Origin of the sequence: Agromyces sp. Marseille-P2726 (assembly GCF_902809835.1) — a bacterium.
Classification (GTDB): Bacteria; Actinomycetota; Actinomycetes; order Actinomycetales; family Microbacteriaceae; genus Agromyces.
In genome coordinates this window covers 275,126-297,151 of record NZ_CADDWM010000011.1, presented here as the reverse complement: position 1 = coordinate 297,151, position 22,026 = coordinate 275,126, and the positions used below count along the sequence as shown (strand labels likewise).

19 protein-coding genes are annotated in these 22,026 nt (G+C 67.9%); 12 read left to right on the top strand and 7 right to left on the bottom strand.

The features are described from left to right. The 6 genes from HUS56_RS05790 to HUS56_RS05765 form a co-directional block, all read right to left on the bottom strand. Window positions 1-879: an SDR family NAD(P)-dependent oxidoreductase gene (locus HUS56_RS05790; protein ID WP_173922428.1), complete on the bottom strand. Its 879-nt coding sequence runs from the start codon at window positions 877-879 to the stop codon at window positions 1-3. 17 nt (window positions 880-896) lie between these two features. After that, complete coding sequence (locus tag HUS56_RS05785; protein WP_173922427.1) at window positions 897-1,685, bottom strand: SDR family NAD(P)-dependent oxidoreductase; 789 nt, start codon at window positions 1,683-1,685, stop codon at window positions 897-899. Beyond that, window positions 1,672-2,616, bottom strand: coding sequence for an alpha/beta hydrolase (locus HUS56_RS05780; protein ID WP_173922426.1), 945 nt, complete (start codon window positions 2,614-2,616; stop codon window positions 1,672-1,674). Before HUS56_RS05780 ends, HUS56_RS05785 begins: the two co-directional genes overlap by 14 nt. Before the next feature lie 21 nt (window positions 2,617-2,637). After that, window positions 2,638-3,831, bottom strand: coding sequence for an acyl-CoA dehydrogenase family protein (locus HUS56_RS05775; protein WP_173922425.1), 1,194 nt, complete (start codon window positions 3,829-3,831; stop codon window positions 2,638-2,640). A gap of 132 nt (window positions 3,832-3,963) precedes the next feature. Continuing rightward, window positions 3,964-4,812 (bottom strand): hypothetical protein, encoded by an 849-nt coding sequence (locus HUS56_RS05770; RefSeq protein ID WP_173922424.1) that lies wholly within the window; start codon window positions 4,810-4,812, stop codon window positions 3,964-3,966. Beyond that, window positions 4,809-5,576 carry an HpcH/HpaI aldolase/citrate lyase family protein gene (locus HUS56_RS05765; RefSeq protein WP_173922423.1) on the bottom strand — a complete coding sequence of 256 codons (768 nt, stop codon included), beginning with the start codon at window positions 5,574-5,576 and terminating at the stop codon, window positions 4,809-4,811. Before HUS56_RS05765 ends, HUS56_RS05770 begins: the two co-directional genes overlap by 4 nt. A 270-nt stretch (window positions 5,577-5,846) precedes the next feature. Between HUS56_RS05765 and HUS56_RS05760 the strand changes: the two genes are divergently transcribed. The 7 genes from HUS56_RS05760 to HUS56_RS05730 are packed head-to-tail and all read left to right on the top strand — an operon-like array spanning window position 5,847 to window position 13,497. Beyond that, window positions 5,847-6,998 (top strand): acyl-CoA dehydrogenase family protein, encoded by a 1,152-nt coding sequence (locus HUS56_RS05760; RefSeq protein ID WP_173922422.1) that lies wholly within the window; start codon window positions 5,847-5,849, stop codon window positions 6,996-6,998. Next, on the top strand, window positions 6,995-7,963 hold the full coding sequence (locus HUS56_RS05755) for an acyl-CoA dehydrogenase family protein (protein WP_173922421.1): 969 nt from the start codon (window positions 6,995-6,997) through the stop codon (window positions 7,961-7,963). Before HUS56_RS05760 ends, HUS56_RS05755 begins: the two co-directional genes overlap by 4 nt. Window positions 7,964-8,014: 51 nt before the next feature. Continuing rightward, entirely contained in the window at window positions 8,015-8,782 is a 768-nt protein-coding gene (locus HUS56_RS05750; RefSeq protein WP_173922420.1) for an SDR family NAD(P)-dependent oxidoreductase, read from the top strand. Between the two features lies 1 nt (window position 8,783). Then, window positions 8,784-9,938 carry an acyl-CoA dehydrogenase family protein gene (locus HUS56_RS05745; protein ID WP_173922419.1) on the top strand — a complete coding sequence of 385 codons (1,155 nt, stop codon included), beginning with the start codon at window positions 8,784-8,786 and terminating at the stop codon, window positions 9,936-9,938. Next, on the top strand, window positions 9,931-10,914 hold the full coding sequence (locus HUS56_RS05740) for an acyl-CoA dehydrogenase family protein (RefSeq protein WP_173922418.1): 984 nt from the start codon (window positions 9,931-9,933) through the stop codon (window positions 10,912-10,914). The genes HUS56_RS05745 and HUS56_RS05740 overlap by 8 nt, the downstream gene beginning before the upstream one ends. Further along, on the top strand, window positions 10,911-12,521 hold the full coding sequence (locus tag HUS56_RS05735; RefSeq protein ID WP_173922417.1) for an AMP-binding protein: 1,611 nt from the start codon (window positions 10,911-10,913) through the stop codon (window positions 12,519-12,521). The genes HUS56_RS05740 and HUS56_RS05735 overlap by 4 nt, the downstream gene beginning before the upstream one ends. Before the next feature lie 31 nt (window positions 12,522-12,552). Then, window positions 12,553-13,497, top strand: coding sequence for an SDR family NAD(P)-dependent oxidoreductase (locus HUS56_RS05730; RefSeq protein WP_173922416.1), 945 nt, complete (start codon window positions 12,553-12,555; stop codon window positions 13,495-13,497). A 33-nt stretch (window positions 13,498-13,530) separates the two neighbouring features. Here HUS56_RS05730 and HUS56_RS05725 read toward each other — a convergent pair whose 3' ends face one another. After that, a complete protein-coding gene (locus HUS56_RS05725) occupies window positions 13,531-14,511 on the bottom strand; it encodes an SGNH/GDSL hydrolase family protein (RefSeq protein WP_173922415.1) in 981 nt (326 codons plus the stop codon). Window positions 14,512-14,610: 99 nt separating this feature from the next. On the opposite strand from HUS56_RS05725, the gene HUS56_RS05720 reads away from it, so the two are divergent. The 5 genes from HUS56_RS05720 to HUS56_RS05700 all read left to right on the top strand — a co-directional run bounded on the left by HUS56_RS05720 (window position 14,611) and on the right by HUS56_RS05700 (window position 22,008). Continuing rightward, window positions 14,611-16,815 carry a CoA transferase gene (locus HUS56_RS05720; RefSeq protein WP_173922414.1) on the top strand — a complete coding sequence of 735 codons (2,205 nt, stop codon included), beginning with the start codon at window positions 14,611-14,613 and terminating at the stop codon, window positions 16,813-16,815. A gap of 369 nt (window positions 16,816-17,184) precedes the next feature. Further along, the gene (locus tag HUS56_RS05715; RefSeq protein ID WP_173922413.1) at window positions 17,185-18,405 is read left to right on the top strand and encodes a cytochrome P450; all 1,221 of its coding nucleotides are present in this window, start codon (window positions 17,185-17,187) and stop codon (window positions 18,403-18,405) included. Further along, on the top strand, window positions 18,402-19,646 hold the full coding sequence (locus HUS56_RS05710) for an epoxide hydrolase family protein (protein WP_217423943.1): 1,245 nt from the start codon (window positions 18,402-18,404) through the stop codon (window positions 19,644-19,646). Before HUS56_RS05715 ends, HUS56_RS05710 begins: the two co-directional genes overlap by 4 nt. After that, entirely contained in the window at window positions 19,643-20,818 is a 1,176-nt protein-coding gene (locus tag HUS56_RS05705; RefSeq protein ID WP_173922412.1) for an MFS transporter, read from the top strand. Before HUS56_RS05710 ends, HUS56_RS05705 begins: the two co-directional genes overlap by 4 nt. Then, window positions 20,815-22,008 carry an MFS transporter gene (locus tag HUS56_RS05700; RefSeq protein WP_173922411.1) on the top strand — a complete coding sequence of 398 codons (1,194 nt, stop codon included), beginning with the start codon at window positions 20,815-20,817 and terminating at the stop codon, window positions 22,006-22,008. The genes HUS56_RS05705 and HUS56_RS05700 overlap by 4 nt, the downstream gene beginning before the upstream one ends. Window positions 22,009-22,026: the final 18 nt, after the last annotated feature.

The following is a 22,026-nucleotide window of genomic DNA, read 5'->3' as shown; positions in this document are numbered from 1 at the left end:
TCAGCGCGGTCCGGCGGCGAGGAGCTCGTCGCGGCGCACCGTGATGCGGTCCTCGTGCGGCGGGTGCGTCAGGATGTATGGCTGGTTGCGATCGATGCCGTCGAGGACGATGCCACCGACCGCGTCGGCGTCGATCACCTCTCCAGGGTTGTTGGCGCGATGGGGGAGGTCGCCATTCACGTCGGCGGTCTCGACGAGCTGGCTCCGAGTCGGGTCCACGTAGTCCGACCACGGCTTCACCGAGGTCGATGCGTCAGCCTCAGCGGCAGGGCGGAGCCGGGCGCTGGAGGTGATTCGCGTCTTGATCGGCCCCGGGAACAGGACGCTCGCCCCGAAGCCTTCGGTGGCGACCTCGAGCTCGGCGCGCACTGCGATGGTGAATGCGTCCACCGCCGCCTTCGACGCGGAATACGACGAGTGCCCAGCGAACGGATGGATCGCGGCTGTCGAAGCGGTGTTCACGATCTGCCGATCACCGGAGCCGGCGAGCATACGTGGAACGAATGCCATGTGGCCGTTGACGACGCCCCACCAGTTGATGTCGAACATCCAGCGGAAGTCCTCGTAGCTGGTGTCCCACGAGGCGCGGAAGGGGCGCAGCGTGACACCGGCGTTGTTGACCAGCACGCTCGTTGGGCCGAACTCCGACTCCGCCCGATCGGCCATCGCCTCCATGGCAGCCAGGTCGCGCACGTCGACCTGGTTCGCGATCGCGCGACCGCCTGCTGCGGTGATCTCATCGCTCACGGCCTGCGCCGCGGCGAGTTCGACGTCGGCCACCACGACTCCCAGGCCGCGACCCGCGAGCGCGTGCGCGATCGATCGCCCAATGCCGCTGCCGGCACCGGTGACAACTGCTGATCCCGTGAATGTGCGCATTCCAGTTCCTTCTTCCACTACCACTGCATGGAGGTACCGCCGTTGGGGCGAAGCACCGCTCCGGTCACGAATCTCGCGGCATCCGAGACGAGATACAACACGGCGTATCCCTGGTCGAACTCATCGCCGATGAAGCCGAGGGGCGTACGCTCGAGCTTCGCCTGAAGGTCTCGTTCGCGGTCGACGCCCTCGCCGTAGTGGCGGCGGGTGATGCCCGTCTCGACCCACCCGGCGGCCACCGTGTTCACGCGCACGCCGGTCGCGCCGAGTTCAAGGGCGAGCGAGCGGGAGTACTGGTGTGCGGCAGCCTTCGACGAGGTGTAGGCGGCGACCGTGACCATTGCGCGGTCGACACCGCCAGTCGTGATGTTCACGATCGCGCCCTTTCGCTCCTGCTCGGCCATGAGTCGCGCTGCGGCCTGGGACCCGTGGACCACACCGAGGAAATTGACCTTCCAGATCCTGAGGAGTTCGTCATCGTCAACCGTCGAGGGTGGTCCGTCGGCCGTGATGCCCGCGTTGTTCACCCAGATGTCGAGCGAACCGTGCGCCTCGGCGACCGAGTCGGCGAGTGCGTGAGCGGCATCAGCATCGGTGACGTCGAGGGACGCGCTCTCCGCATCCCAGCCGCGTTCGCGGATGTCGGCAACAGTCGCGTCTGCCCCGGCCGAGTTCACGTCTGCGACCCAGACCTTGGCCCCCTGACTGGCGAGTACGAGTGCGATCCCTCGGCCGATTCCGCTGCCGGCACCGGTGACCACCGCGCTGCGGCCGGTGAGAGAGAACGGGTTGTCAAGCAGGGGCATGGACGGCCTCGTTTCGGGTCGTGGGAACGTGGGTGCGAACGAACTCCGCGATGGCGCGGACGCTGGCGTCGGCTTCGGGCGCCCTGCCCGCCATGAGGGGGAAGACGTGCTGCATGTCGGGCACCACCTCCACGACGACGTCGATGCCGGCCTCTCGGAGCATGTCGCCGAACCTCAGTACGCCGTCGACGAGGAGTTCGCCCTCGCCGACTGTGAGGAAGTGCGGCGGCAGCCCGGTGACGTCGGCGCGCAGGGCGGTGACGTACGGGCTCGTGCGCTGGCTCTCGTCGGCGATGAACATCGAGACGTTGGCGTGGATGCCCGCCCGCCCGCGTGCTCCCGCCATGATGTCGGACGAGGTGTTCGACTCGAACGAGTCGCCGAAGCCCTCGCTGTCGTAGTACGGCGACAGCGCGACGACCGCGCCGGGAACCGGCGCGCCCTCGTCGCGAAGCAGCAGCGCGAGCGCCGTCGCCAACGCTCCGCCGGCGGAGTCACCGGCCACGATGATCTGCGACGGAGACACCCCGCCGGCGACGAGCCAGTCGAACGCCGCGCGGACGTCGTCGAGCTGGGCAGGGTACTTGTGCTCGGGTGCCAGCCGGTAGTCGACCGCGAACGCTGGAGCGCCGATCGCGTGCGCCAGATGTCCGGCGAACTTGCGATGGCTGGCCGAGCTACCGCCGATGTAGCCGCCACCGTGGACATAGAGGATGGCGCGAGCCTCATCGGCTCCGATTGGCACCGCGCGGATTCCCGTGACGGGACCATCGATGCTCTCATACCAGACACCGGGAACCTCGGTGCTCACCTGCTCCCATTCCTGGAACAGGCTCCGGAGGAAGGCGATCGGCTCGTTCTGGTTGGCCGCCCGCCGCTCATTCCAGCTCTGGTAGAGATCCTTCAGTTTCTGTGCCTCTGCGCTTGCCACGTACGTCTCCCCTTCTCCGCGTTACTGGGCGCGCTGCCACGACGTCAGGATCGGCCCGGCCGACTGGATCAGGCCGATCGGGTCGGCTGCGAGGTGGTTGCGCGCCACGGACATGTCACGCAGGACCCGGCCCAGGGCGCTCGGGTTCCGGATGGTCTGCGAAGCGCCCCAGAGGGCGGCGAAGTTCACGACCTCGGTGCCCACCTCGTGCACCCACGTGGTGACCTGCTTGACGCGGGACGTCAGCTCGCCCGAGACCTCGCCCAGGCTGTGCGCGGATTCCTCGGCCTCGGCCAGCACCGCGAGCGCGTAGCTGCGCACCGCCTGGTACTTGGCATCCGCGGTCGCGAAGTCCTTGAGGAAGACCTGATTCTTGTCGACCGTCGTGTCGTACCCCTGGCGCTTCTTGCCCGGGACGATGTTCGCGACCTCTTCGAGTGCGCGCTTCATGAGACCGAGGACGACGCCGATGTGTCCGGCGAAACCGATCGTCCCCCGGTTCAGCTCCGATCCGACGACCGGCAGCGCGGGGTCGGTCCAGAAGTTCGACCGCAGCGTGTACTTCTCGGGCAGGAACCGCTCGGGTAGCGCATAGTCGTAACTGCCGGTTCCGACCAGACCCATGACGTCCCAGTTGCCGAGCATCTCGATCTCGTCCTTCGGGGCGATGTACGCGCGGATGTCTGGCGTCTTCTCATCGAGCATCTTGGGTGTGCCGTCCTCGTTGAGGACGCGCATGGTGCACGCCAGGTGCGTGGTGAACTTCGAGCCGCTCGCGAACTGGAGGCGCTTGGCACCCCCGAACACACCGCCTTCGACCTCGACGGCGGTGCCGAGCGGCGCAGCGTACCCGGCAGTGATCGCCTTCGTGGGACCGGCGAACAGGTCGTCGGCGCCCTCCTTCGGAAGGAAGAACGCGCTGTTGCGCGTGCCGATCGAAGTGGCCATCAGTACCCAGCCGGTGGAGCCGTCGGCGCGCGACACCTCCTCGATGACCTCGAGGCCGGTGACGATATCGACCTGTCCGCCGCCGTAGTGGCGGGGGACGAACATCCAGAAGAGGCCCTGCTCCTTCATGGCTTCGGCCGCGATGTCGGTGACGTCGGTCTCACGCTCGCTCGTTTCGGCCTCGGCTTCGATGATGTGGGCGATCGACTTCGCCCGCTCCACGAAATCGGCGCCGGTGGCGATCGCGGGTGTGTCGATGAGCGTCATCTTCGGCGCCTTCCTGATGCGGTTCGTCGGTGAACGACTGGTCGTGGCGAGCGCAGGGCGAGCCTGCAGACACGCTACGGGTACAGTACAAGACTGTCAATTGTTATAATAATACGACGTTGGATGCCGCCGTCAGGATGCAGGATCGACGTCGTCATGGACGCCCATCCGCGCCGGCACGTACGGGGCGACCCACTCCACGAATCCGTGTCCCGCGTCGGAGATGAACCGCGGGAGCTCAACGAACTCCCGCTCCCATGCGTCGCGCGGATCGCCATCGAGGAACCACAGGAGCAGCAGACGGCGCCCGTCATTATCAGACCTTCGCTGGAGGTCTCGGAGAGCCGGACGCATCGCCGACGTGTCGGCAGCGCCGCGGAAGACGAGCACGCTGTGCGCACTCGCGCCCTCGATGGCGAGGCGTCGCGGGAGGGCTTCATCCAGAAGCCGCGCTGCCGCGGCATCCCGAGACGCGGCGTCCGGAACATCGAGGAGCTGGACGACCATGCCGCCGGGGGGATCCATGAGGGCGAACATGTCTCGAGGCACCCGCTCGTCGCGGTACACGCTGCCGACGTGGTCGGCGAACGAGACGAAGGCGAGTCGACGCTCGGTGAAGTTGCGACCCTGGGCGTCGAGTTGCGGGCCCGTGCCGGCCGACCATGCGAAGTAATCGTTCAGGTGCCCGGGTGCGATCCAGTACGTCGCCGCATGACGGCCGCTGTTCGCAGCATCGAACTCCCCCCCGGCACGGCAGTACTGGAGGCCTAGGAGGTCAGGGGAAGCGACCCAGCGGCGGCCGGCGAACACGAACGGCGCCATCATCGCGGCGGAGAAGAAGTGGTCGTCCTCGTACCAGCGGTTGTACTCGTTCTCGTGGCCCGGCAGCGGGTCCGCGATGTTCACCAGCATGTGGCCCACGCCGACCTCGAGCGAGGTCGTGGCACCGAACTTCGTGAGCGGGTGGTCGACCTCGGTCATGACCGTGCCGGTACCGCGTCTCGGAACTTCGCGAGCCGTTCGGCCCCGGTCGCCCGGACGTAGTTCAGGTCGCCGCCGATCGTCATGAACGAGGTGCCGTCGAAGCCGACCCCGCCCGGAGCGCCGAGTCGAAGTGCGAGTCGTTCGGCCTTGTCTCGGCAGTCCTCCCAGATCGTCAGCAGTTGCTCGCGGCCGGCATACATGTCGGTTCCCATGTCTTGAGCGAGGTCGCCGAGGCCGAAGAAGGCGAAGTCGACGCCGTCGACATTCGCGATCGACTCGAAGTTCTCGACGCCGGCCACCGTCTCGATCAGTGGAATGAAGATGACCTCTCGGTTCGATCGACTGGCGTGCTCGCTCCAGTTCTCACCGGTCCACCCTGCGGCGGGAACCATCGGGCAGAACCCGCGGCCGCCCGCTCGGTACTGCGTCGCTGCGTAGCACGCGGCGGCCTGCTCCGCTGTCTCCACCTTGGGCACCAGCACGCCATCCGCCCCGAGATCGACGACCTGCTGGATCTGCGTGGGGTCGCCCTTGAGCACGCGCACGATGGCGACGGTGCCGGTCGCTTGGGCGGCCCTGATGTGGAGGAGGATGTCGCGGACTCCGAGTGCGCCGTGCTCGCCGTCGATGATGACGAAGTCGTATCCGACCTCGCCGAAGATCGCCGTGGTCGACGAGTCGGCCGAGGTCACCCAGGCGCCGATCGCCTGGCCGCCTCGGTCGTTCAACTCCACGAACCGGGAGCGTGCTCCGGTGAACATGTGGCCTCCTCATTCTCTGCGTCGATGCAGTGGCTGGATGCAGTGGCTTCGATCGACGGATGCCGAACTCGGCCCGCGGCGAATACGATCAAGCATTGCATGAATAGATCCAGACCGTCGCGGCGGGATACTTCCCGTCCAAGATTTCCTGATGTGGTAATTATTGATAGGATAGACTTCGAGTGGCGATCGCAGGATCCGTCGCCGCTGACGGATCTCGATCTGTCGCAAGAAACGTGACGCCGGCCGAGTGCCGACGGGAAGGCAGAGATGCTCGACTTCGCAGAGGATGAGAAGACCGTGCAGCTGCGCAAGCAGCTTCGCGGGCTCATCGCCGAATCCATTCCGAAGGACTACCTCGGTGCGTTCACCGATGATCCCAACGATCACGAGATCGCTAAGGAGTTCTGCCGACTGCTCGGCGAGAACCGCCTCTTCGCGCTGACCTGGCCGACCGAGTGGGGTGGCAGTGCAGCCGGCCCGTGGGAGCAGACGGCGCTGCGCGAGGAGATGTGGGCGTTCCATGAACCCCGCGGTCCCCAGTACATGGGTCTGAACTGGATCGGTCCGGTCATCATGCGCTATGGAACCCGCGATCAGCAGGAGCGGTTCCTGCCGCCGATCGCTCGGGGTGAGGTCGACTGGTGCCAGGGCTTCAGCGAGCCCGAGGCGGGTTCCGATCTTCCCGCTCTGCGCACGCGCGCGACGAAGGTCGACGGTGGATGGCGCATCGACGGCCAGAAGGTGTGGACGTCGTACGCGGGCATGGCTTCGTGGTGCTTCCTCCTCGCGCGTACCGGAACACAGGAGAGCCGCAAGGACGGCATCTCGGTCTTCCTCATCGAGATGGACCAGCCGGGTATCGAGGTCAGGCCCATCCCGGCGATGATCGGGCCGCACCACATCAACGAGGTCTACTTCGAAGGCGCCTTCGTGAAGGACGACAACCTGCTCGGCGACGTGAACGAGGGTTGGAAGATCATCAACGAGGTGCTCGCGCTCGAGCGCATCGGCATCGCGCGCTACGCGCGTTGCGAGCGCCTCCTCGCGGATGCCCCGGCCGCCATGGGTGAACTCTGGCAGGAATTGCCCGACTCGCTCGTGCAGCGCTGGGCGACGGCGCTGATGGCCTCGCGACGAACGAAGCTCATGGCATACTCCGTCGTTGCTGCTCAGGAACAGGGCAAGCTCGACCCCGCCGATGCCTCCGCCTACCGGATCGCGGGGACCCTCCTCGATCAGGAAGTGGCCGAGGTGCTGATGGACATCGTCGGAGGGTGGGGCCTGGGAACGGGCGACCATGCTGAGACCTTCATGCGCGCCGTCGAGGACCACTGGAGGTATGCGCAGGCCGCAACGGTGTCGTCTGGCACCGTCGAGATGAATCGAATCGCGCTGGGCCGGAGAATGGTGGCGAAGTGAACAACACGGTTTCAGAAGAGGCGACCGAGCTCGGTCAGGCCGTCGGCGAAGCGATCGACGCGGCCGGAGGTGTCGACCTCGCTCGCGAGTTCGAGCGGGACCCCGCTGCTCGAGGTGACGTCGTCGAGGGCCTGCTCGGACCACTCGGCATCTGGGAGATTGCGCCGCGAGAGGATCAGGTGCAGCTCGAAGCCGCCGCCGAGGCATGCCGAGCCGCGGGTGGACGGTTGCTGATGTATCCGATCGCCGAACGTCTGGCGCGGCCCGACGGCAAGGACGCGATCCTCCTGGTCCCCACCACCGGACGCCGTGTCGCGGTCCACGCCGACCTCGATCTGAACTGGGCGGCGGCCACCCTCCGCGGAGACGCGGCTCGACTCACGCGACGGGGCCCGCTGATCGGGGAGAAGCTCGCGAAGTTCGTCGCCGAGATCGACACCGAGATCGACGAGGACCTTCCACAGGAGAACGTCGAACTCGTCATCACGCTTCAGTCGTGGTGGTTGCTCGGAGTGCTCGAGCGCGCGCTGGCCGACACCGTGCTGTACACGAACGAACGTCAGCAGTTCGGGCGCCGCATCATCACCTTCCAAGGCACGCAGTTCCGTCTCTCCGACGTCGTCGTGGCGGTACAGGGACTTTCGGAGCTGGCGAAGTACACGCTGTGGTCGATCGCGCACCACGGTCGATCGACGGCCCTGGTCGACGCGGTAGCGCTGCGGGTCTCCGCGCTCCAAGCTGCCGACACGGTGCTCCGCGCCGGGCACCAGTTGCACGGCGCCATGGGGTTCGCCGACGAGACGAACATCTCGCAGTACTCGCGGCACAGCCAGGGCTATCGTCGCCTGCCCGAGGGTGAGACTCGCAGTGAGCTGATCCTCGCCGAGCTCATTTCGAGGAACGGCTGGACGAGCCTCTTCCCTATCGCGGCCGGCGCCGCCCGGCGTGACGCCGTGCGCGTGTAGCCGGCCCGGTGCACAGGTCCAGTGACTGAACGGGTCCAGTGAAAGGACGACATGACCTCGCCCCTTGAGATCTTCTCCCTCGAAGGAAAGACCGCGATCCTGACCGGCGCATCGGCCGGGCTCGGGCGCCGATTCGCCGATGTGCTGGTGGGCGCCGGCGCGCGGCTGGCCGTCGTGGCGCGCCGGGCAGAGGTGCTCGATGCATTCGTCGGAAATCACCCCGGGAGCGTCGCCGTACAGGCCGATCTGTCTCGCCCGGACGAGGTCGACGCCATCGTGGATCGGGTCCGCGCCGAGTTCGGCACGCCCGACATCATCGTGAACAACGCCGCGTACATCGCGGGGGGCGTGAAGGCGGAGGATGAGACACCCGAGCAGATCGCCACGACACTGAACGTCAACCTGGTCTCGCCCATCCGCCTGGTGCAGGCGTTCCAGCCGGGAATGCGCGAACGGGGAACGGGCAGCATCGTCAACGTCACGTCCATGGTGGCGAGCGTCGGCATCGGTCGTTTCCCGCAGGCGGTGTACTCGGCGTCGAAGGGCGGACTCGAGTCGATCACGCGCGAGTGGGCCGCGCAATGGAGCCGGTACGGAATCCGTGTCAACGCCATCGCACCGGGGTTCTTCGAGAGCGAGATCACTCAAGACGTCATCAACCTGGAGAACATCCAGCAGTGGATCCTTCGCAATACGCTGCTTCCGCGCCACGGCAAGCCCGAGGATTTCGATGGCGCTCTCCTGTACCTGGCCAGCGATGCGAGTCGGTACGTCACCGGCCAGACGCTGACCGTCGACGGCGGATGGACGGCACACTGAGATGACCATGACGGAAGGCCTCGACGTGAAAACCCGACCCGACTTCTTGGCGTGGCTCACCGAGCATGCCGCGGAACTGGCCGACATCAACCCCCGCCCCGACGACGAGCTCGAGACCCGCGTCGACAAGAGCTTCGCCCTCCTCGGGCGGCTCAACGCAGAGGGGCTCGCCGGGTGGGGCTGGGCTGAAGAGTTCGGCGGCTTCGGAGGCGACGCCACCGATCGTGCCGCGCTCTACGACGCGCTGACCGAGGCCGGTTTCGGGATGCCCGAGCAGGTCGGTGCGCTCGAGGTACTCGGTTCTGCACTCACCGCGTTCGCCCCGGAACTCGCTCGCCGCATGCTTCCGGCTGTGCTGGAGGGGCGCGAGCTCTGGTGTCAGGGATTCTCGGAGCCCGAAGCGGGCAGCGACCTTGCCAGTCTCAGGACCACGGCCAAGCAGACGGCCGACGGGTGGATCATCGACGGACAGAAGGTCTGGACCTCACTCGGGCACCGTTCACGGTGGTGCGGCGTGCTCGCGCGCACCGGCGACCCGGGGGGTCGCCATCGCACGTTGACCCTGTTCTGGGTGGACCTCGAGTCCCCGGGGGTGACCGTGCGTCCGCTGCAGACGACGACGGGGGAGGCGGAGTTCTCGGAGGTCTTCTTCGACGGTGTCGTCGTGCCGGCCGACCATGTCATCGGTGAGGTGGACGGCGGCTGGAAGGTCGCGATGCACCTCCTCCAGTACGAGCGCGGCATGTGGGCCTGGCAACGACAGGCGATCATGCACGCGGCCCTCGATGATCTCGTCGCTACGGCAGGAGGCCACCCGACGGCCGGTGACACCATCGGCGCCGCGTACGTCGCGCTGGCCGCGCTGCGAGTCCGCAGTCGCCAGACGGTCGCGCGGCTGGCCGCCGGAGAGCGGCTCGGCCCCGAGGTCTCGATCGACAAGACGCTGCTGAGCACGGCGGAGCACGCAGTGAACGACGCGATCCGCGCGCTGCGGGTGAACGACTTCCTCTTCGGTGACGACGCCGACTCCAAGCGCATCCGCGGCGAGTGGTACTACTCGCGGGCCGCGTCCGTCTACGGGGGGGCCGTTGAGGTCCAGAAGAACATCATCGCCGAGCACGTGCTCGGCCTTCCGAGGGAGGACCGCCGTGGCTGACGAACTCGAGGATGAGGTCCGCGAGGCAACGCGCGAACTCATCGCATCCAAGCCCGACGGGCTGGTGTGGGCAGATCTCGAGGACATGGGCTGGTTCGACCTCGTCGAGGAGAGCCCGGGGCTTGCCGTCGGTGCGCTGTTCGAAGGTCTCGGGTATGCGGCATCCGGCTCGGAAGCCTTGGACGCCGCCGTCCTCGTCGAACTCACGGCGGCGGGCGCGGAGCTGTCACTCGATGTGCCGCCCGCCGTCGTGTACTACCCGCCGGGGCGCCACGCGGTCGGCTCGATCGGCTCCGGTGACGCGTCCCAGATCGACGGCATCGTGCTCGCGCGAGTCGAGGAACCGGCCACGTTCCTGGCACCGCTCAGCCGGGAGGACGGCTCGACGACCCTCGCGGTGCTCGATGCGTCGGGAGTGTCGCTCGAGCCCATCTCGGGTGTCGACCCGTCGTTGCGGCTCCGGCGGGTGCGCGCGCAGTCGGCTCGGGTGGTCCACGACCTGGGGGTCGAGTACGCCGCACTGCTGGCCAAGGCGGCTCGCAGGGCGGTCGCGCACGAATCCATCGGGCTCGCCCGGGCCATCCTCGATGTCGCCGTGGAGCATGTCACCAGCCGCAAGCAGTTCGGGCGGGCGATCGGCACCTATCAGGCGGTCCAGCACCGTCTCACCGATATCGAGGTGGCGCTCGGCGGCGCTGCGGCGGTGACGGCGCTGAGCTGGGAGGGTGAGGCCGATTCGGTCACCGTCCTGACCGCAAAGTCGCTCGCCGCCACGGCGCTGGACACGGCCGTGCGCAACGGCCTCCAGGTCTGCGGAGGCATGGGCTTCACCGAGGAGTTCCCACTGGCTCGACTCGTTCGTCGCGCGCTGTTCCTGTCGGCGTTCCTGGGCGGCGGGCCGCAGTTGGCCGGAGCAGTCGGCCGGTCGATCGTCGCCGCGGGGAAGGCGCCTCGGCTGTCGGGCTTCGCGGCATGAGCCACATCGAGCAGATTCCGGAATTCCCGGCGCCGGGAATCGAGACCATCGCCGCCGCGGTACGGTGGGCGGGCGAGACCTTCGCCGACCTGCCTGCCATGGTCGACGGCGACGTGCGCTGGACGTTCCGCGAGTACGTCGATCGCGCCGAGGCGATCGCCGCCTCGCTTGTCGCCATCGGAGTGGAGAAGGGTGATCGGGTCGGCATCTGGGCACCGAACTGCGCCGATTTCGCCGCCACGGTGCTGGGTATCGAGTTGGCGGGCGCCGCACTGGTGCCGCTGAACACCCGCTTCACGATCCACGAAGCGGGCGCCATCTGCGCGAGAGCCTCGGTCAAGGCCGTCTTCACCGTCGAGTCGTTCCTCGGCCGCCAGTACGCGGCAGAGCTGGCCGAGCACCGGCTCGAGCGACCCGAGATCCTCGCAGAGAGCGCCCCGATCGTCACCTTCGACGGCGACGGCCCCGACGGCATCGAGGCATTGATCGCACTTGCGACGACGGAAGATCGGGATGAGGTCGATGAACGCGTGGCGGCGCTCTCTTGCGAGGACACCGGGATGGTGCTCTTCACGTCGGGAACGACCGGTCGCCCGAAGGGCATCCGACTGGGACATGGGCAGCTTCTGCGTGCGTACTGGCAATGGGGCGGCATCCTGGGCGTCGAACCCGGCGACCGCGTCCTGCTCAGCAATCCGTTCTTCCACGCGTTCGGGCTCCTGGTGGGACTCCTGCTGGCGCTCGTGCGAGGCACAGCTGCCTATCCGCTGGCGGTCTTCTCATCCGTCGAGGCCCTGCGGCTCATCGAGAGCGAGCGACTCACCTTCTATCCGGCACCACCCACCGTCTTCCAGACGATCCTGCAGGACCCTGCGCTCGAGACCACCGACACGAGTTCACTCCGGATCGCCGTCACCGGTGCCACCTCCATTCCGCCATCGCTGATCAGGGCGATGCACGACGTGCTCGGCATCGAGCGAGTGTTCTCGCCGTACGGGCTCACCGAGGCGACGGGTGTCGCCACACTGACCCGATTCGGCGACTCGGTCGAGACCATCGCCGAGACCGCGGGCCGAGCCGTCCCCGGCGTGGACGTGGCCATCCTGCGACCCGACGGTTCGCAGGCCGAGGCCGACGAGATCGGTGAGATCTGCGTGCGGGGGTACAACACGCGTGTGAGCTATCTCGACGACGACGTGCCGTTGACCGATGAACGCGGGTGGCTGCACACGGGCGATCTCGGCACGTTCGACGCAGCCGGCAACCTGCGTGTGACCGGCAGGCTGAAGGACATGTTCATCGTCGGGGGTTTCAACGTCTATCCGTCCGAGGTCGAAGCGGTCCTCGCGTCGCACACCGACGTCGCCGCGGTCGCGGTCGTCGGTGTTCCCGACGAACGGCTGGGTGAGGTCGGTGCCGCGTTCATCATCCCGAAGGCGGGCGCGGGCGTCGAGGAATCCGCGCTGGCAGAACTCGCCGGTGCGCGGCTCGCGAACTACAAGCGGCCGCGCCGGTATGTGTTCGTGGACGCGTTCCCGGTCAATGCCAGCGGCAAGGTGCTCAAAGATGAGCTCGCCGCAAGCCTGACGGCCGCCTCGACTCAGTAGCGCCGCCCCGGCGGCAGGAGGAATTCCGACGATGGTGACGCCGCAACGACCGCTGCCGTCGGGCTTCGGCCCGGAGACCACGGCCCTCGAGGCCCTCGGCGGACGGGACCTGACCGGATTCGTCGGCATCGTCACGGGAGGACACTCGGGCCTCGGGCTCGTCGTGACTCGCGTGCTCGCTGACGCCGGAGCCCGGGTCGTGGTACCGGCGCGCGACCCCGGACGGGCTGCTGAGGCGCTGGCGGGCATCCCGCGCACTGAGGTGCAGCAGCTCGACCTCGTCGAGCCCGACTCCATCGACCGGTTCGCGGAGTCCTTCCTCGCCTCCGGCCGGCCGTTGCACATGCTCATCAACAATGCCGGCGTGATGGGGCATCCCGAGCGGCGCGACCGCCGCGGCTACGACCGTACGTTCGCCGTCAACCACCTCGGCCACTACCAGCTCACGGCGCGCCTGTGGCCGGCCCTGACCGAGACGGGCCGGGCGAGGGTGGTGACCCTCTCGTCGCGAGGTCATCGCTTCGCGAACGTGGACTTCGACGACCTGCACTTCGAGCGGCGCCCGTACGACATGACCGTGGCCTATGCCCAATCCAAGACCGCGAACGCGTTGTTCGCGCTCGAGCTCGACGCGCGCGGCGAGGCGCTCGGCGTTCGCTCGTTCTCGGTTCATCCCGGGGTGATCACCACCGGGCTCAACCGCCACATGGACGAGACTGAACGCGGTCAGGCCCGCGCCGCCTACGGCCCGCGGCGCACGGCAGAGCAGGGCGCAGCGACGACCGTCTGGTGTGCCGCGAACCGTCAGCTCGATGGGATGGGCGGCGTGTACTGCGAAGATGTCGACATCGCTGAACCTGTCGCGGCGTCGACCACGGCGACGCCGGGGGCACGGCCGTGGATCCTCGACCGCGAACTCGCGGAGCGCCTCTGGACGGTGACCGAAGAGCTCACCGGCGTCGGGTTGCCCGGGTAGTCGCGGTCCGGCCGACTCGCCGGACACGAGAGGTCAGGCCACGATGCGTGCGAGCGCCTCAGCGGCAGCCGCGCCGATCGCGGCGTGGCCGGCGTCGTTCGGGTGGATTCCGTCGGCATCGAGCTGCTCGGTGGTGATCAGCTCGGCCCCGGCCAGGAGGTGGAGCTGCGGATCGGCGTGCTGGTCACGGAACGTGTGCACCGCCTCCTCGAGCGCGTCGCGCAGGTCCGACAGGGTCGCGCCCGAGCCGTTGCGGGTCTGCTCCGCGGCCGGCCGGATCACCGGGCTGAGGACCAAAATCGGCGTCTCGGGATGCCCCTGCCGCACCATGCCGAGGAACAGGCGCATCAGCTCTCGGATGTACGCGGCATCCATCTCGATCTGCGCCCAGCAGTTGGTGCCCCAGGCCAGGCTGATCACGTCGGCAGCGGTGGCGGCCAAGTGAGCTGCGACCGGCAATTCCCCGCGCGCGGCGCCCGCGAATCCCAGGTTGAGCAGGTCGAAGCCCGTCGCTCGCGCTGCGACCGCGGTCCACGCGCCGCCGGGATCGGTGGTGGTCCAGCCCTGCGTGATCGAATCCCCGTAGGCGACCCATCTCGTCGAGCGCTCCAGCGGCCGGGCCTCGCCGCCCAGCGCGCGGATGCCGAAGACGCGGGGCTCGAATCGCTCGGGAAGGTGGATCTCGACGGAGGCATCTGCATCTCGATCGGGCAGCTCGACGCGAACGGTCGTCTTCGTTCCACCGGCCACCGGAACGGAACCGCGGCGCTCGCCGCCGACGTAGAGCGTGAATTCACCGCGCTCGGCCGGGGTCGCCAGTGGCAGCACATCGCCGGTCCGCACGTCGACCTCGACGGCCTGGGCGTCGCCCGCGAGACCGACACGCACACCGGCCGGTACGCGAGCCGCCTGCACCGTGTCCGCTGCCCAGCGCTCCATTGCGGCCGACGGCACGCGAACGGGTCGATCGTGCTCGATCGATGCGGCTCCGAGCAGCAGGGGGTTCACGTCCATATCCCGCATCTCCTTCGATCTCTTCGCGGCATCCTCGCTAACATTACCCAAATACGCCGACCGAGGACGGTCGCGTGAAGTCAATCAGGACGGGGCACGATGAGCGCGAAGCAGGGTCCGTTGACGGGCATCCGCGTCCTCGGCCTGGGGCACTGGATCGCCGGGCCGTACGCGGCGACGCTGCTGGGCGATCTCGGCGCTGACGTCACCCGGGTGGTGCGTCCGGGGTCGCCGCCTCCGCGGAGCGGGATGGAGATGGTCCTGACACGTGGGGCCGGCCGCGTCCACGAGCTCGACCTCCGGCATCCGAGCGATCTCGAAGGCGTTCGCGATCTCGCGAGCGAGGCCGACGTCGTGATCGAGAACTTCCGGCCCGGGGTCCTGAGCGGCTGGGGTCTCGACACCGACGGGATGATCGGCGACGACCCGCGCCTTATCGTCCTGTCGCTTCCCGGGTTCGCGACGGATGACCCGCGTGCGACGCTTCCCGGTTGGGAGGTCGTGATCATGGCGGCGGCCGGGGCGTATGCGGCCGGCTCGACCGCGATGCTCGGCGGTGAGTGGTGGCCGCCGGGCGACGGATTCACGCCCCTTCCCCTCGCATCAGTCTTCGCGGGCGCCCTCGGGGCACTCGGGGTTGCCGGCGCACTGGTCGAGCGGGAGCGATCGGGCCTCGGTCAGCACATCGAGGTGCCGCTTCACGACGCGTTCCTCGAGGCGATCGGTTCGCGCGGTGCGCGGTACGAGCGCCCGGCCCTGAACTGGACATACCTCGGTTCCGGCTTCTACCGCTGCGCCGACGACACGTACGTGAGCCTCATCACCGTCTGGCATCGGCACCTGCGGTGGTTCCTCGCCGCGCTCGGCTGGTCACCGTCGCGCATCGAGCGCGAGGCCGGATACGAGATGCTGATGGCGTCCCCAGAGGCACGCGAACGACTTCGTGCCGAGCTCACGGCCACGCTCGCAACCAGGCCCGCCGCACACTGGGAGCAGATCGGGATGGCGGCCGGCGTACCGATCGGGCGCTTGCGAACGAGTGGCGAATGGCTCGATGGTCATGATCCTGCGGACACGCGCTCGATCCGCAGGGCGACGACGCCGGCGGGGGAGACGTGGGTGCCAGGTCCTCCCATCCGCGTCCGCGAGACCGCGCCCGGCTCGCGTCTTGCGTTGCAGGATCGGCACAGTGCTCGATCGGGCCCGCTTGCCGGATGCCGCATCCTCGACATGACCCGCGTGCTCGCCGGCCCGACAGCCTCGCGCCTCCTCGCCGATCTCGGCGCCGACGTGGTGCGGGCCGACGTGGACCCGGCGCAGGTCGAGGCCGGCCACCGTGAACCGTTCTTCCACGAGGTCGTGAATCGCGGCAAGTACGTCGCCGAGGTCGATCTTCGCCAGCCCGACGGACGTGAACGCATCGATGCCCTGCTCTCCTGGACGGACGTGCTCATCACCAACTTCACCTCGCAGGCGCTCGAGCGACTCGAGCTCGACCCTGCGACGCTCGGCGAAACACATCCCGACCTCGTGCACACGTGGGTGACGAGCTTCGACGAGCACAGCGAGTGGTCGGGACTTCGCGGCTACGCGGAGATCGTCAACACGGTGACGGGCATCACCGCCGAGACGATCCGGCCGCCGATCCCGAGCGGGGTCGCGCCGAACATCGACCTGCCGCGCATGCCCTTCACGGATCACCTCGGGGGCGTGCTCGCCGCGCTCGGGGCGGTGGCGGCCCTGCACGGGCGCGCGCGAACGGGCGGCGGGGCGCACGTGGTCACCGCCTTGGTCGACGCCTCATACGCCGCGCAGCTGCCCTTCCTCGGCGACGCGTGGGCCGGATGGCGGCACCGCTCCACGCCGACGCTTCCGGGCTGGTCGGACTCGCATCGGATGATCCGGACGGCCGACGGCTGGATCGCGATGGGCTTGACGGATGCCGCGTGGAACCGTCTGACGACACAGCTCGGCGGTCACGATCAGGAGGGGATCGAAGCGGCCTTCCTGGCTCTTCGCGCCGCCGAAGCGATCGACTCGGTGATCGCCGCTGGGGGGTCGGCTCACCGCGTGGTCGGGATCGACACGCTGACCTCACCGGGCGGAGGCCTGGATAGGCGGGGATTGATCGTCGAGTTCGACTCGTCCGAGTACGGTCGGATCACCCAGCTCGGACTCCCGATCCGATACTCGCGCACGCCCGGGCGCGCGGGTGGGCACCCGAATGCCGACGACGCCTGGATGCTCGAACACATCGGCATACCGGCGCGCCAGGCCGCGGCATCCGTCACCGTCCAGAGCTGACGCGGGCCATCACCTCAGGGTGCGGAAGAAGTCGCGTACATCGGCGACGAATGCGTCCGGTCGTTCGAACGGCGTGAAATGTCCACCGCGGTCGTACACCCGCCACGACGGAGGTCGTAGTATCGCTCCGCCCAGGCGCGAGGAGGGCGCCGCAGGTCTTCGGTGAGGACTGAGACGGCGGCCGGAACGCCGACTCGGGGCATCCGCTCGTGTCGTGGCCGCCACGGATCGCGCACTGCGTTCGCGCAGCAGGTACGCCGTCGGGAAGATGGCGAGGTCGCCATAAGCCGCTATGATTTCAATCATTCAAGCCGACAACGGCGTTGGCGGGAACCCATCACAGAGCGGTGAATGAGGAGTGGATCACGGATGACGACAGATGCAGCGATCATCGACGGCACGCACACGGAAGCCCCCTGGTTCCCGCAGCTGCGGGATGATCCGTTCCGACCCCCCGCGGCGTACGAGCGCTGGCGGGAGCAGGCCGCAGTCGTGGAGGCGGAGCTCCACAGCGAACAGCGCGCCTGGGTCGTGCTGCGGTACGACGAGGTGCGTGAAACGCTGGAGCACCCCGGCATTTCGGTGGATGCGCAGCACCCGCACTTTCCGAAGGTTCGCAAGGGAACCACGTCCCGCGCGAACGACACGATGCTGCGGCACATGGATGCGCCCATTCATGCGAAGTATCGGCGCATGATGGCGCGTCAGTTCACCGCCAAGCGGGTGAACGAGCTGCAGCCGGAGCTGGAGCGGATCGTCACGGAGACGATCGACGCGATCCTGAAGAAGGGCGGCCCAGTCGATCTTCACCAGGAAGTCAGCCTCGTGATCCCGACGAAGGTGATCTGCGCGCTCCTCGGAGTGGACTACGCGATCAGCGGTGACATCCAGCGACTGTCGAATCTGACGACGGCGGCGTCGACGCCCGCTGACCAGCTGGTCGCCGCGGCTCAGGAGATGTACGGGCTGTTGGATGCCGAGATCACCGCGCAGTACGACAACCCGCGCGATGGCCTGATCGGAACGTTGATCGAGGAGTCGAAGAAGGGTGAGATCGAGCACCGGCAGATCCTGGGACAGGTGTTCATGACGATCGTCGCCGGCCACGAGACGACGGCGAACACCATCTCGATGGGCATGCTGCAGCTCTTCCACCTGCCGGAGATCCGAGAACGGGTGGCAACCGACCTGTCGCTGATCCCGGGGATGGTCGAGGACATGATCCGGATGCACTCCCTCGTCGACGGCACCCTCTCGCGCGTCGCGAAGGAGGACCTGGTCATCGGCGGCCAGCGGATCGCGGCCGGCGAGGGCGTGATCGTGAACATCAGTGCTCCGAACTACGACCCACGCCACTGGGAGAACCCGTACCAGCTCGACATCGAGCGCAACGACCGTGGGCACATCAGCTTCGGCGCGGGTGTGCACATGTGCCTCGGGCAGAACCTCGCGCGGGCCGAGCTCTACCTCGCGTTCGAGCAACTGCTGACCCGCATCCCGACGATGCGGGTGGCGGATGCGCCGGATGCGGTGAACATGCAGAACGACGGATTCATCTACGGGGTCCGGAATCTGGCGGTCGACTGGTGACGCTGCACGCCGAGCGGAGGTCGGATGCATTGGCGGGGATCGCGGCGCTCCCGCAGACGCCGATCCATGTCGACGACGCCATCCTCGATGACCTCCGCCGGCGCCTGGCCAATGTCCGGTGGCCGGTCGATGCGGGCAATGACGACGAGTACTACGGCGTCAGCCGCACGCGGCTCGAGCCGCTGGTGGAGTACTGGCGTGACGAGTACGACTGGCGTCATGCCGAGACGGAGATCAACCGGTTCGAGCACTACCGGGTCGAGATCGACGGCGTGCCGATCCACTTCATGCGTCGTGGGTCGTCGCGGCCCGACGCGGTGCCGCTGATCCTCACGCACGGCTGGCCGTGGACCTTCTGGCACTGGGCGAAGGTGATGGACCCGCTCGCGGACGCGCCCGAGGATGAGCCGGCGTTCGACGTGATCGCACCGTGCTTCCCCGGTTTCGGGTTTTCGACCCCGCTCCCGAACCACCCCGACATGAGTTTCGTGCAGACGGCAGACCTCTGGCACACGCTGATGCGCGACGTGCTGGGCCACGAGCGGTACGCCGTCGGGGCGAGCGACTTCGGTTCGCTCGTCTCGGCGCAGCTCGCGCACAAGTACGAGGACGAGGTCATCGCGCTCCACCTTGGGCTGCCGATTCCGCTCAACGCGTTCCAGGGCGATCGAGCATGGGATGTCACCGGTGGGGCGAGCCCGCCCCCCGACGCGCCCGAGGAGATCCGGCAGGGAGCCTGGGCGGTCGCGAGGAAGTTCGCGGCGCACGTGGCCTCGCACATGTTCAGCTCCAGCACGCTCTCGTTCGGATTCTCGGATTCGCCGGTCGCGTTGCTCGCCTATCTCGTCGAGAAGTGGAGCAGGTGGAGCGACTGCGACGGCGAGATCGAGAACGTGTTCTCCAGAGACGACATCCTCACGCACGCGATGATCTACTGGGTCAACGACGCGATCGGCACGTCGATGCGGACCTACGCCAACACCAACCGGTATCCCTGGACCCCGTCACACGACCGCACGCCCCAGATCGGGGTGCCGACCGGCATCACGTTCGTCGGCTTCGAGAACCCCCCGGGTGTCGCGACCGAACAGCGAGTTGCGCACTTCCAGGGGATGCCGCGAGCGAGCTGGTTCAACGTGGTGAACCTCCGTGCTCACGAGCGCGCCGGCCACTTCATCCCATGGGAGGTTCCCGACGCATGGGTCGCCGACCTGCGAGAGACATTCCGGCATCGGCGGTGAACCTCAGGATCTTCTTCCTCGCGCTCGGCATGGTCGCCTCGGGGATGAACTCACTCGTCGTCGCAGGCCTCCTGCCCGAGATCGCACGGGCGCTCGGCACGACGGAAGCGGCCGTGGGCGTCAGCGTCTCCGTGCTCGCGTTCACATACGCGCTCACGGCACCCTTCATCCCGATCGCCTTCGCGAGGTTCAGCCGGCGCACCATCGCGATCGGCGCCATGATCATCTTCCTGATCGGCGTCGTGCTGTCCGCGTTCGCGTGGGACATCTGGAGTTTCTATGCGGCGAGGGCGATCGTCGCGTTGGGAACTGCGGCCTACACGGCGCAGGCCATCGCGGCTGCGATCGAGATCTCCCCGCCCGACCGGAAGGGGGCGGCGGCCGCCTGGGTGAGCATGGGGTTCGCCGTGTCGATGGCGCTTGGAGTGCCGGTCGGAACCCTCCTCGGCGAGGCGTTCGGCTACCGCGTCGCCTTCCTGCTGACCGCGACGATTGCGGCCGTCACGCTTCTCGGGCTGGTCTTCATGCGTCTGTCGGTGCGTGCCGCGCGCTCGACGCTCCGACTGCAGTTCCGGCCGCTCGCCACGGTCCCGGTGCTCGCGGTCATGCTGTTCACGCTCCTGTACTCCGTGTCGTTCTTCATCGTGCTCACCTACATGTTCCCGATCCTCGAGCTCGCAGCCGAGGCCGACGCGACGATGGTCGCCTCGGCCCTCGCCCTGTTCGGGATCTGCAACGTGCTCTCCATGGCGGTCGGTGGGCGGCTGATCGACCGCTTCGGGAGCCTGGCCGTGATCTTGATCTGCGTGCTGGTCATGAGCATCGCCACCCCGCTTCTGGGAGCGCCGATCGGCACGGTCGGAGCCTTCGTCGCCGTCGCTGCGTTCGGCCTGACCGGATCTCTCGTCGGGCCATCGACCAACGTCCTCCTGGGCCGGATGCATCCGACGAATCCCGCCACCCTGGTCGGAGCGAACATGTCGGCGGTGCAGCTCGGTGCCGCGGCGGGAGCCGCCGTGGGTGCCATCTTGTTGACCGGGTCGGGCGCGAACTGGATCGCCTTCACAGCCGGGTTCGCCGCTCTGCTGTCCGCGGTCACCTGCGGCGGGATCCTGATCGTTCAGAAGGTCCGACGTCCCGGTGAGGCCGTGACCGGGGAGGTTGCCGCATGAACTGGCGGATCATCTTCGTGCTGTTCGCCGTCTACGCGGTGGGAACGAACGCGCTCATCATGGCGGGAATCGTTCCAGCGATCGCCGAGGGACTGGATACGAGCGAAGCCGTCGCCGGCCTCGGACTGACGGTGTTCGCCCTCACGTACGCGGTGGTCGGCCCGCTCCTTCCCATCTTCCTTTCGAGGTTCGGTCGCCGAACCATCATGGCCGGTGGACTGCTGCTGTTCATCGGCGGCACCGTGCTTTCCGGACTCGCGCCCGACGTCACCACGTTCATGGTGTCGCGGATGATCGTCGCTGTGGCCGCGGCGGCCATCCCGCCGCAGGCGGCGGCGATCGCCATCGCGATCTCGCCGCCCGGCAGCCAGGGGCGCGCGTTGGGGCTGCTCTCGGCTGGCATTCTCCTGTCGGTCTCCACTGGCGTGCCGCTGGGCTCGCTGCTCGGAGTCTGGCTCGGATACACGGGCGCCTTCCTGTTCCTGGCATCGCTCGGTGTCGTCGGCCTGATCGGCCTGTTCTTCATCCCGGCCACGCCCAAGCCGGCCAAGGCGACCCTGACTGAGCAGTTCGCACCGTTCCGCCGTCCGGCCGTGCTGGTGCTCGGGCTCGTCGCGCTGTTGTTCGCGTGGTGTCAGTACTCGATCACCACGTTCTTCGCGCCCATCGTGGCGGCGTCAGCCGACGTCACCGAACTCGAGGTTCCGATCCTGCTCGTCGTGTACGGACTGGCCGGTGTGGTTGCCGCGTTCTTCGGAGGGCGACTGATCGATCGCTTCAGCGGATTCGCGGTCGCGACCTGGGGTTTGGTTGCGATCAGTTTGACCACACCGCTCTTCTCGATCACACCGAGTGTCGTGATGGTGGCGATCCTCCTCGTCGTCTGGAGTCTGGCGCAGAACGCGACGTTCCCGGCCGCGCAGGTGGAGATGGGACGCCTCCATCCCGCGAATCCCGCGACAGCCTTCGCGCTGTTCGCGGCCCTCGTACAGGCGGGAGGCGCCATCGGTGCTGCCGTGAGCGCCGGCGTGCTCGAAGGCCTCGGGCCCCTGTGGATTCCGCCGTTCGCCGCGCTGGCGAGTGCCGCGGGCGCGATCGTGATCGGCATCCTCGCCGCTCGCCTTCGGCGGGAAGGCGCGCAGGGCGACGCCGCCCGAGAAATGCAGGAATCCGCCGTTCTCGAAACGTGAGTTCATGACCCCTCAGGC

What these genes read in the sequence shown, in the direction of transcription:
- HUS56_RS05715 (WP_173922413.1), top strand. Translation starts at nt 17,185, where the DNA reads ATGACGACAGATGCAGCGATCATCGACGGCACGCACACGGAAGCCCCC.
- HUS56_RS05730 (WP_173922416.1), top strand. Translation starts at nt 12,553, where the DNA reads ATGGTGACGCCGCAACGACCGCTGCCGTCGGGCTTCGGCCCGGAGACC.
- HUS56_RS05760 (WP_173922422.1), top strand. Translation starts at nt 5,847, where the DNA reads ATGCTCGACTTCGCAGAGGATGAGAAGACCGTGCAGCTGCGCAAGCAG.
- HUS56_RS05700 (WP_173922411.1), top strand. Translation starts at nt 20,815, where the DNA reads ATGAACTGGCGGATCATCTTCGTGCTGTTCGCCGTCTACGCGGTGGGA.
- HUS56_RS05720 (WP_173922414.1), top strand. Translation starts at nt 14,611, where the DNA reads ATGAGCGCGAAGCAGGGTCCGTTGACGGGCATCCGCGTCCTCGGCCTG.
- HUS56_RS05785 (WP_173922427.1), bottom strand. Translation starts at nt 1,685, where the DNA reads ATGCCCCTGCTTGACAACCCGTTCTCTCTCACCGGCCGCAGCGCGGTG.
- HUS56_RS05735 (WP_173922417.1), top strand. Translation starts at nt 10,911, where the DNA reads ATGAGCCACATCGAGCAGATTCCGGAATTCCCGGCGCCGGGAATCGAG.
- HUS56_RS05750 (WP_173922420.1), top strand. Translation starts at nt 8,015, where the DNA reads ATGACCTCGCCCCTTGAGATCTTCTCCCTCGAAGGAAAGACCGCGATC.
- HUS56_RS05725 (WP_173922415.1), bottom strand. Translation starts at nt 14,511, where the DNA reads ATGGACGTGAACCCCCTGCTGCTCGGAGCCGCATCGATCGAGCACGAT.
- HUS56_RS05775 (WP_173922425.1), bottom strand. Translation starts at nt 3,831, where the DNA reads ATGACGCTCATCGACACACCCGCGATCGCCACCGGCGCCGATTTCGTG.
- HUS56_RS05765 (WP_173922423.1), bottom strand. Translation starts at nt 5,576, where the DNA reads ATGTTCACCGGAGCACGCTCCCGGTTCGTGGAGTTGAACGACCGAGGC.
- HUS56_RS05770 (WP_173922424.1), bottom strand. Translation starts at nt 4,812, where the DNA reads ATGACCGAGGTCGACCACCCGCTCACGAAGTTCGGTGCCACGACCTCG.
- HUS56_RS05745 (WP_173922419.1), top strand. Translation starts at nt 8,784, where the DNA reads ATGACCATGACGGAAGGCCTCGACGTGAAAACCCGACCCGACTTCTTG.
- HUS56_RS05790 (WP_173922428.1), bottom strand. Translation starts at nt 879, where the DNA reads ATGCGCACATTCACGGGATCAGCAGTTGTCACCGGTGCCGGCAGCGGC.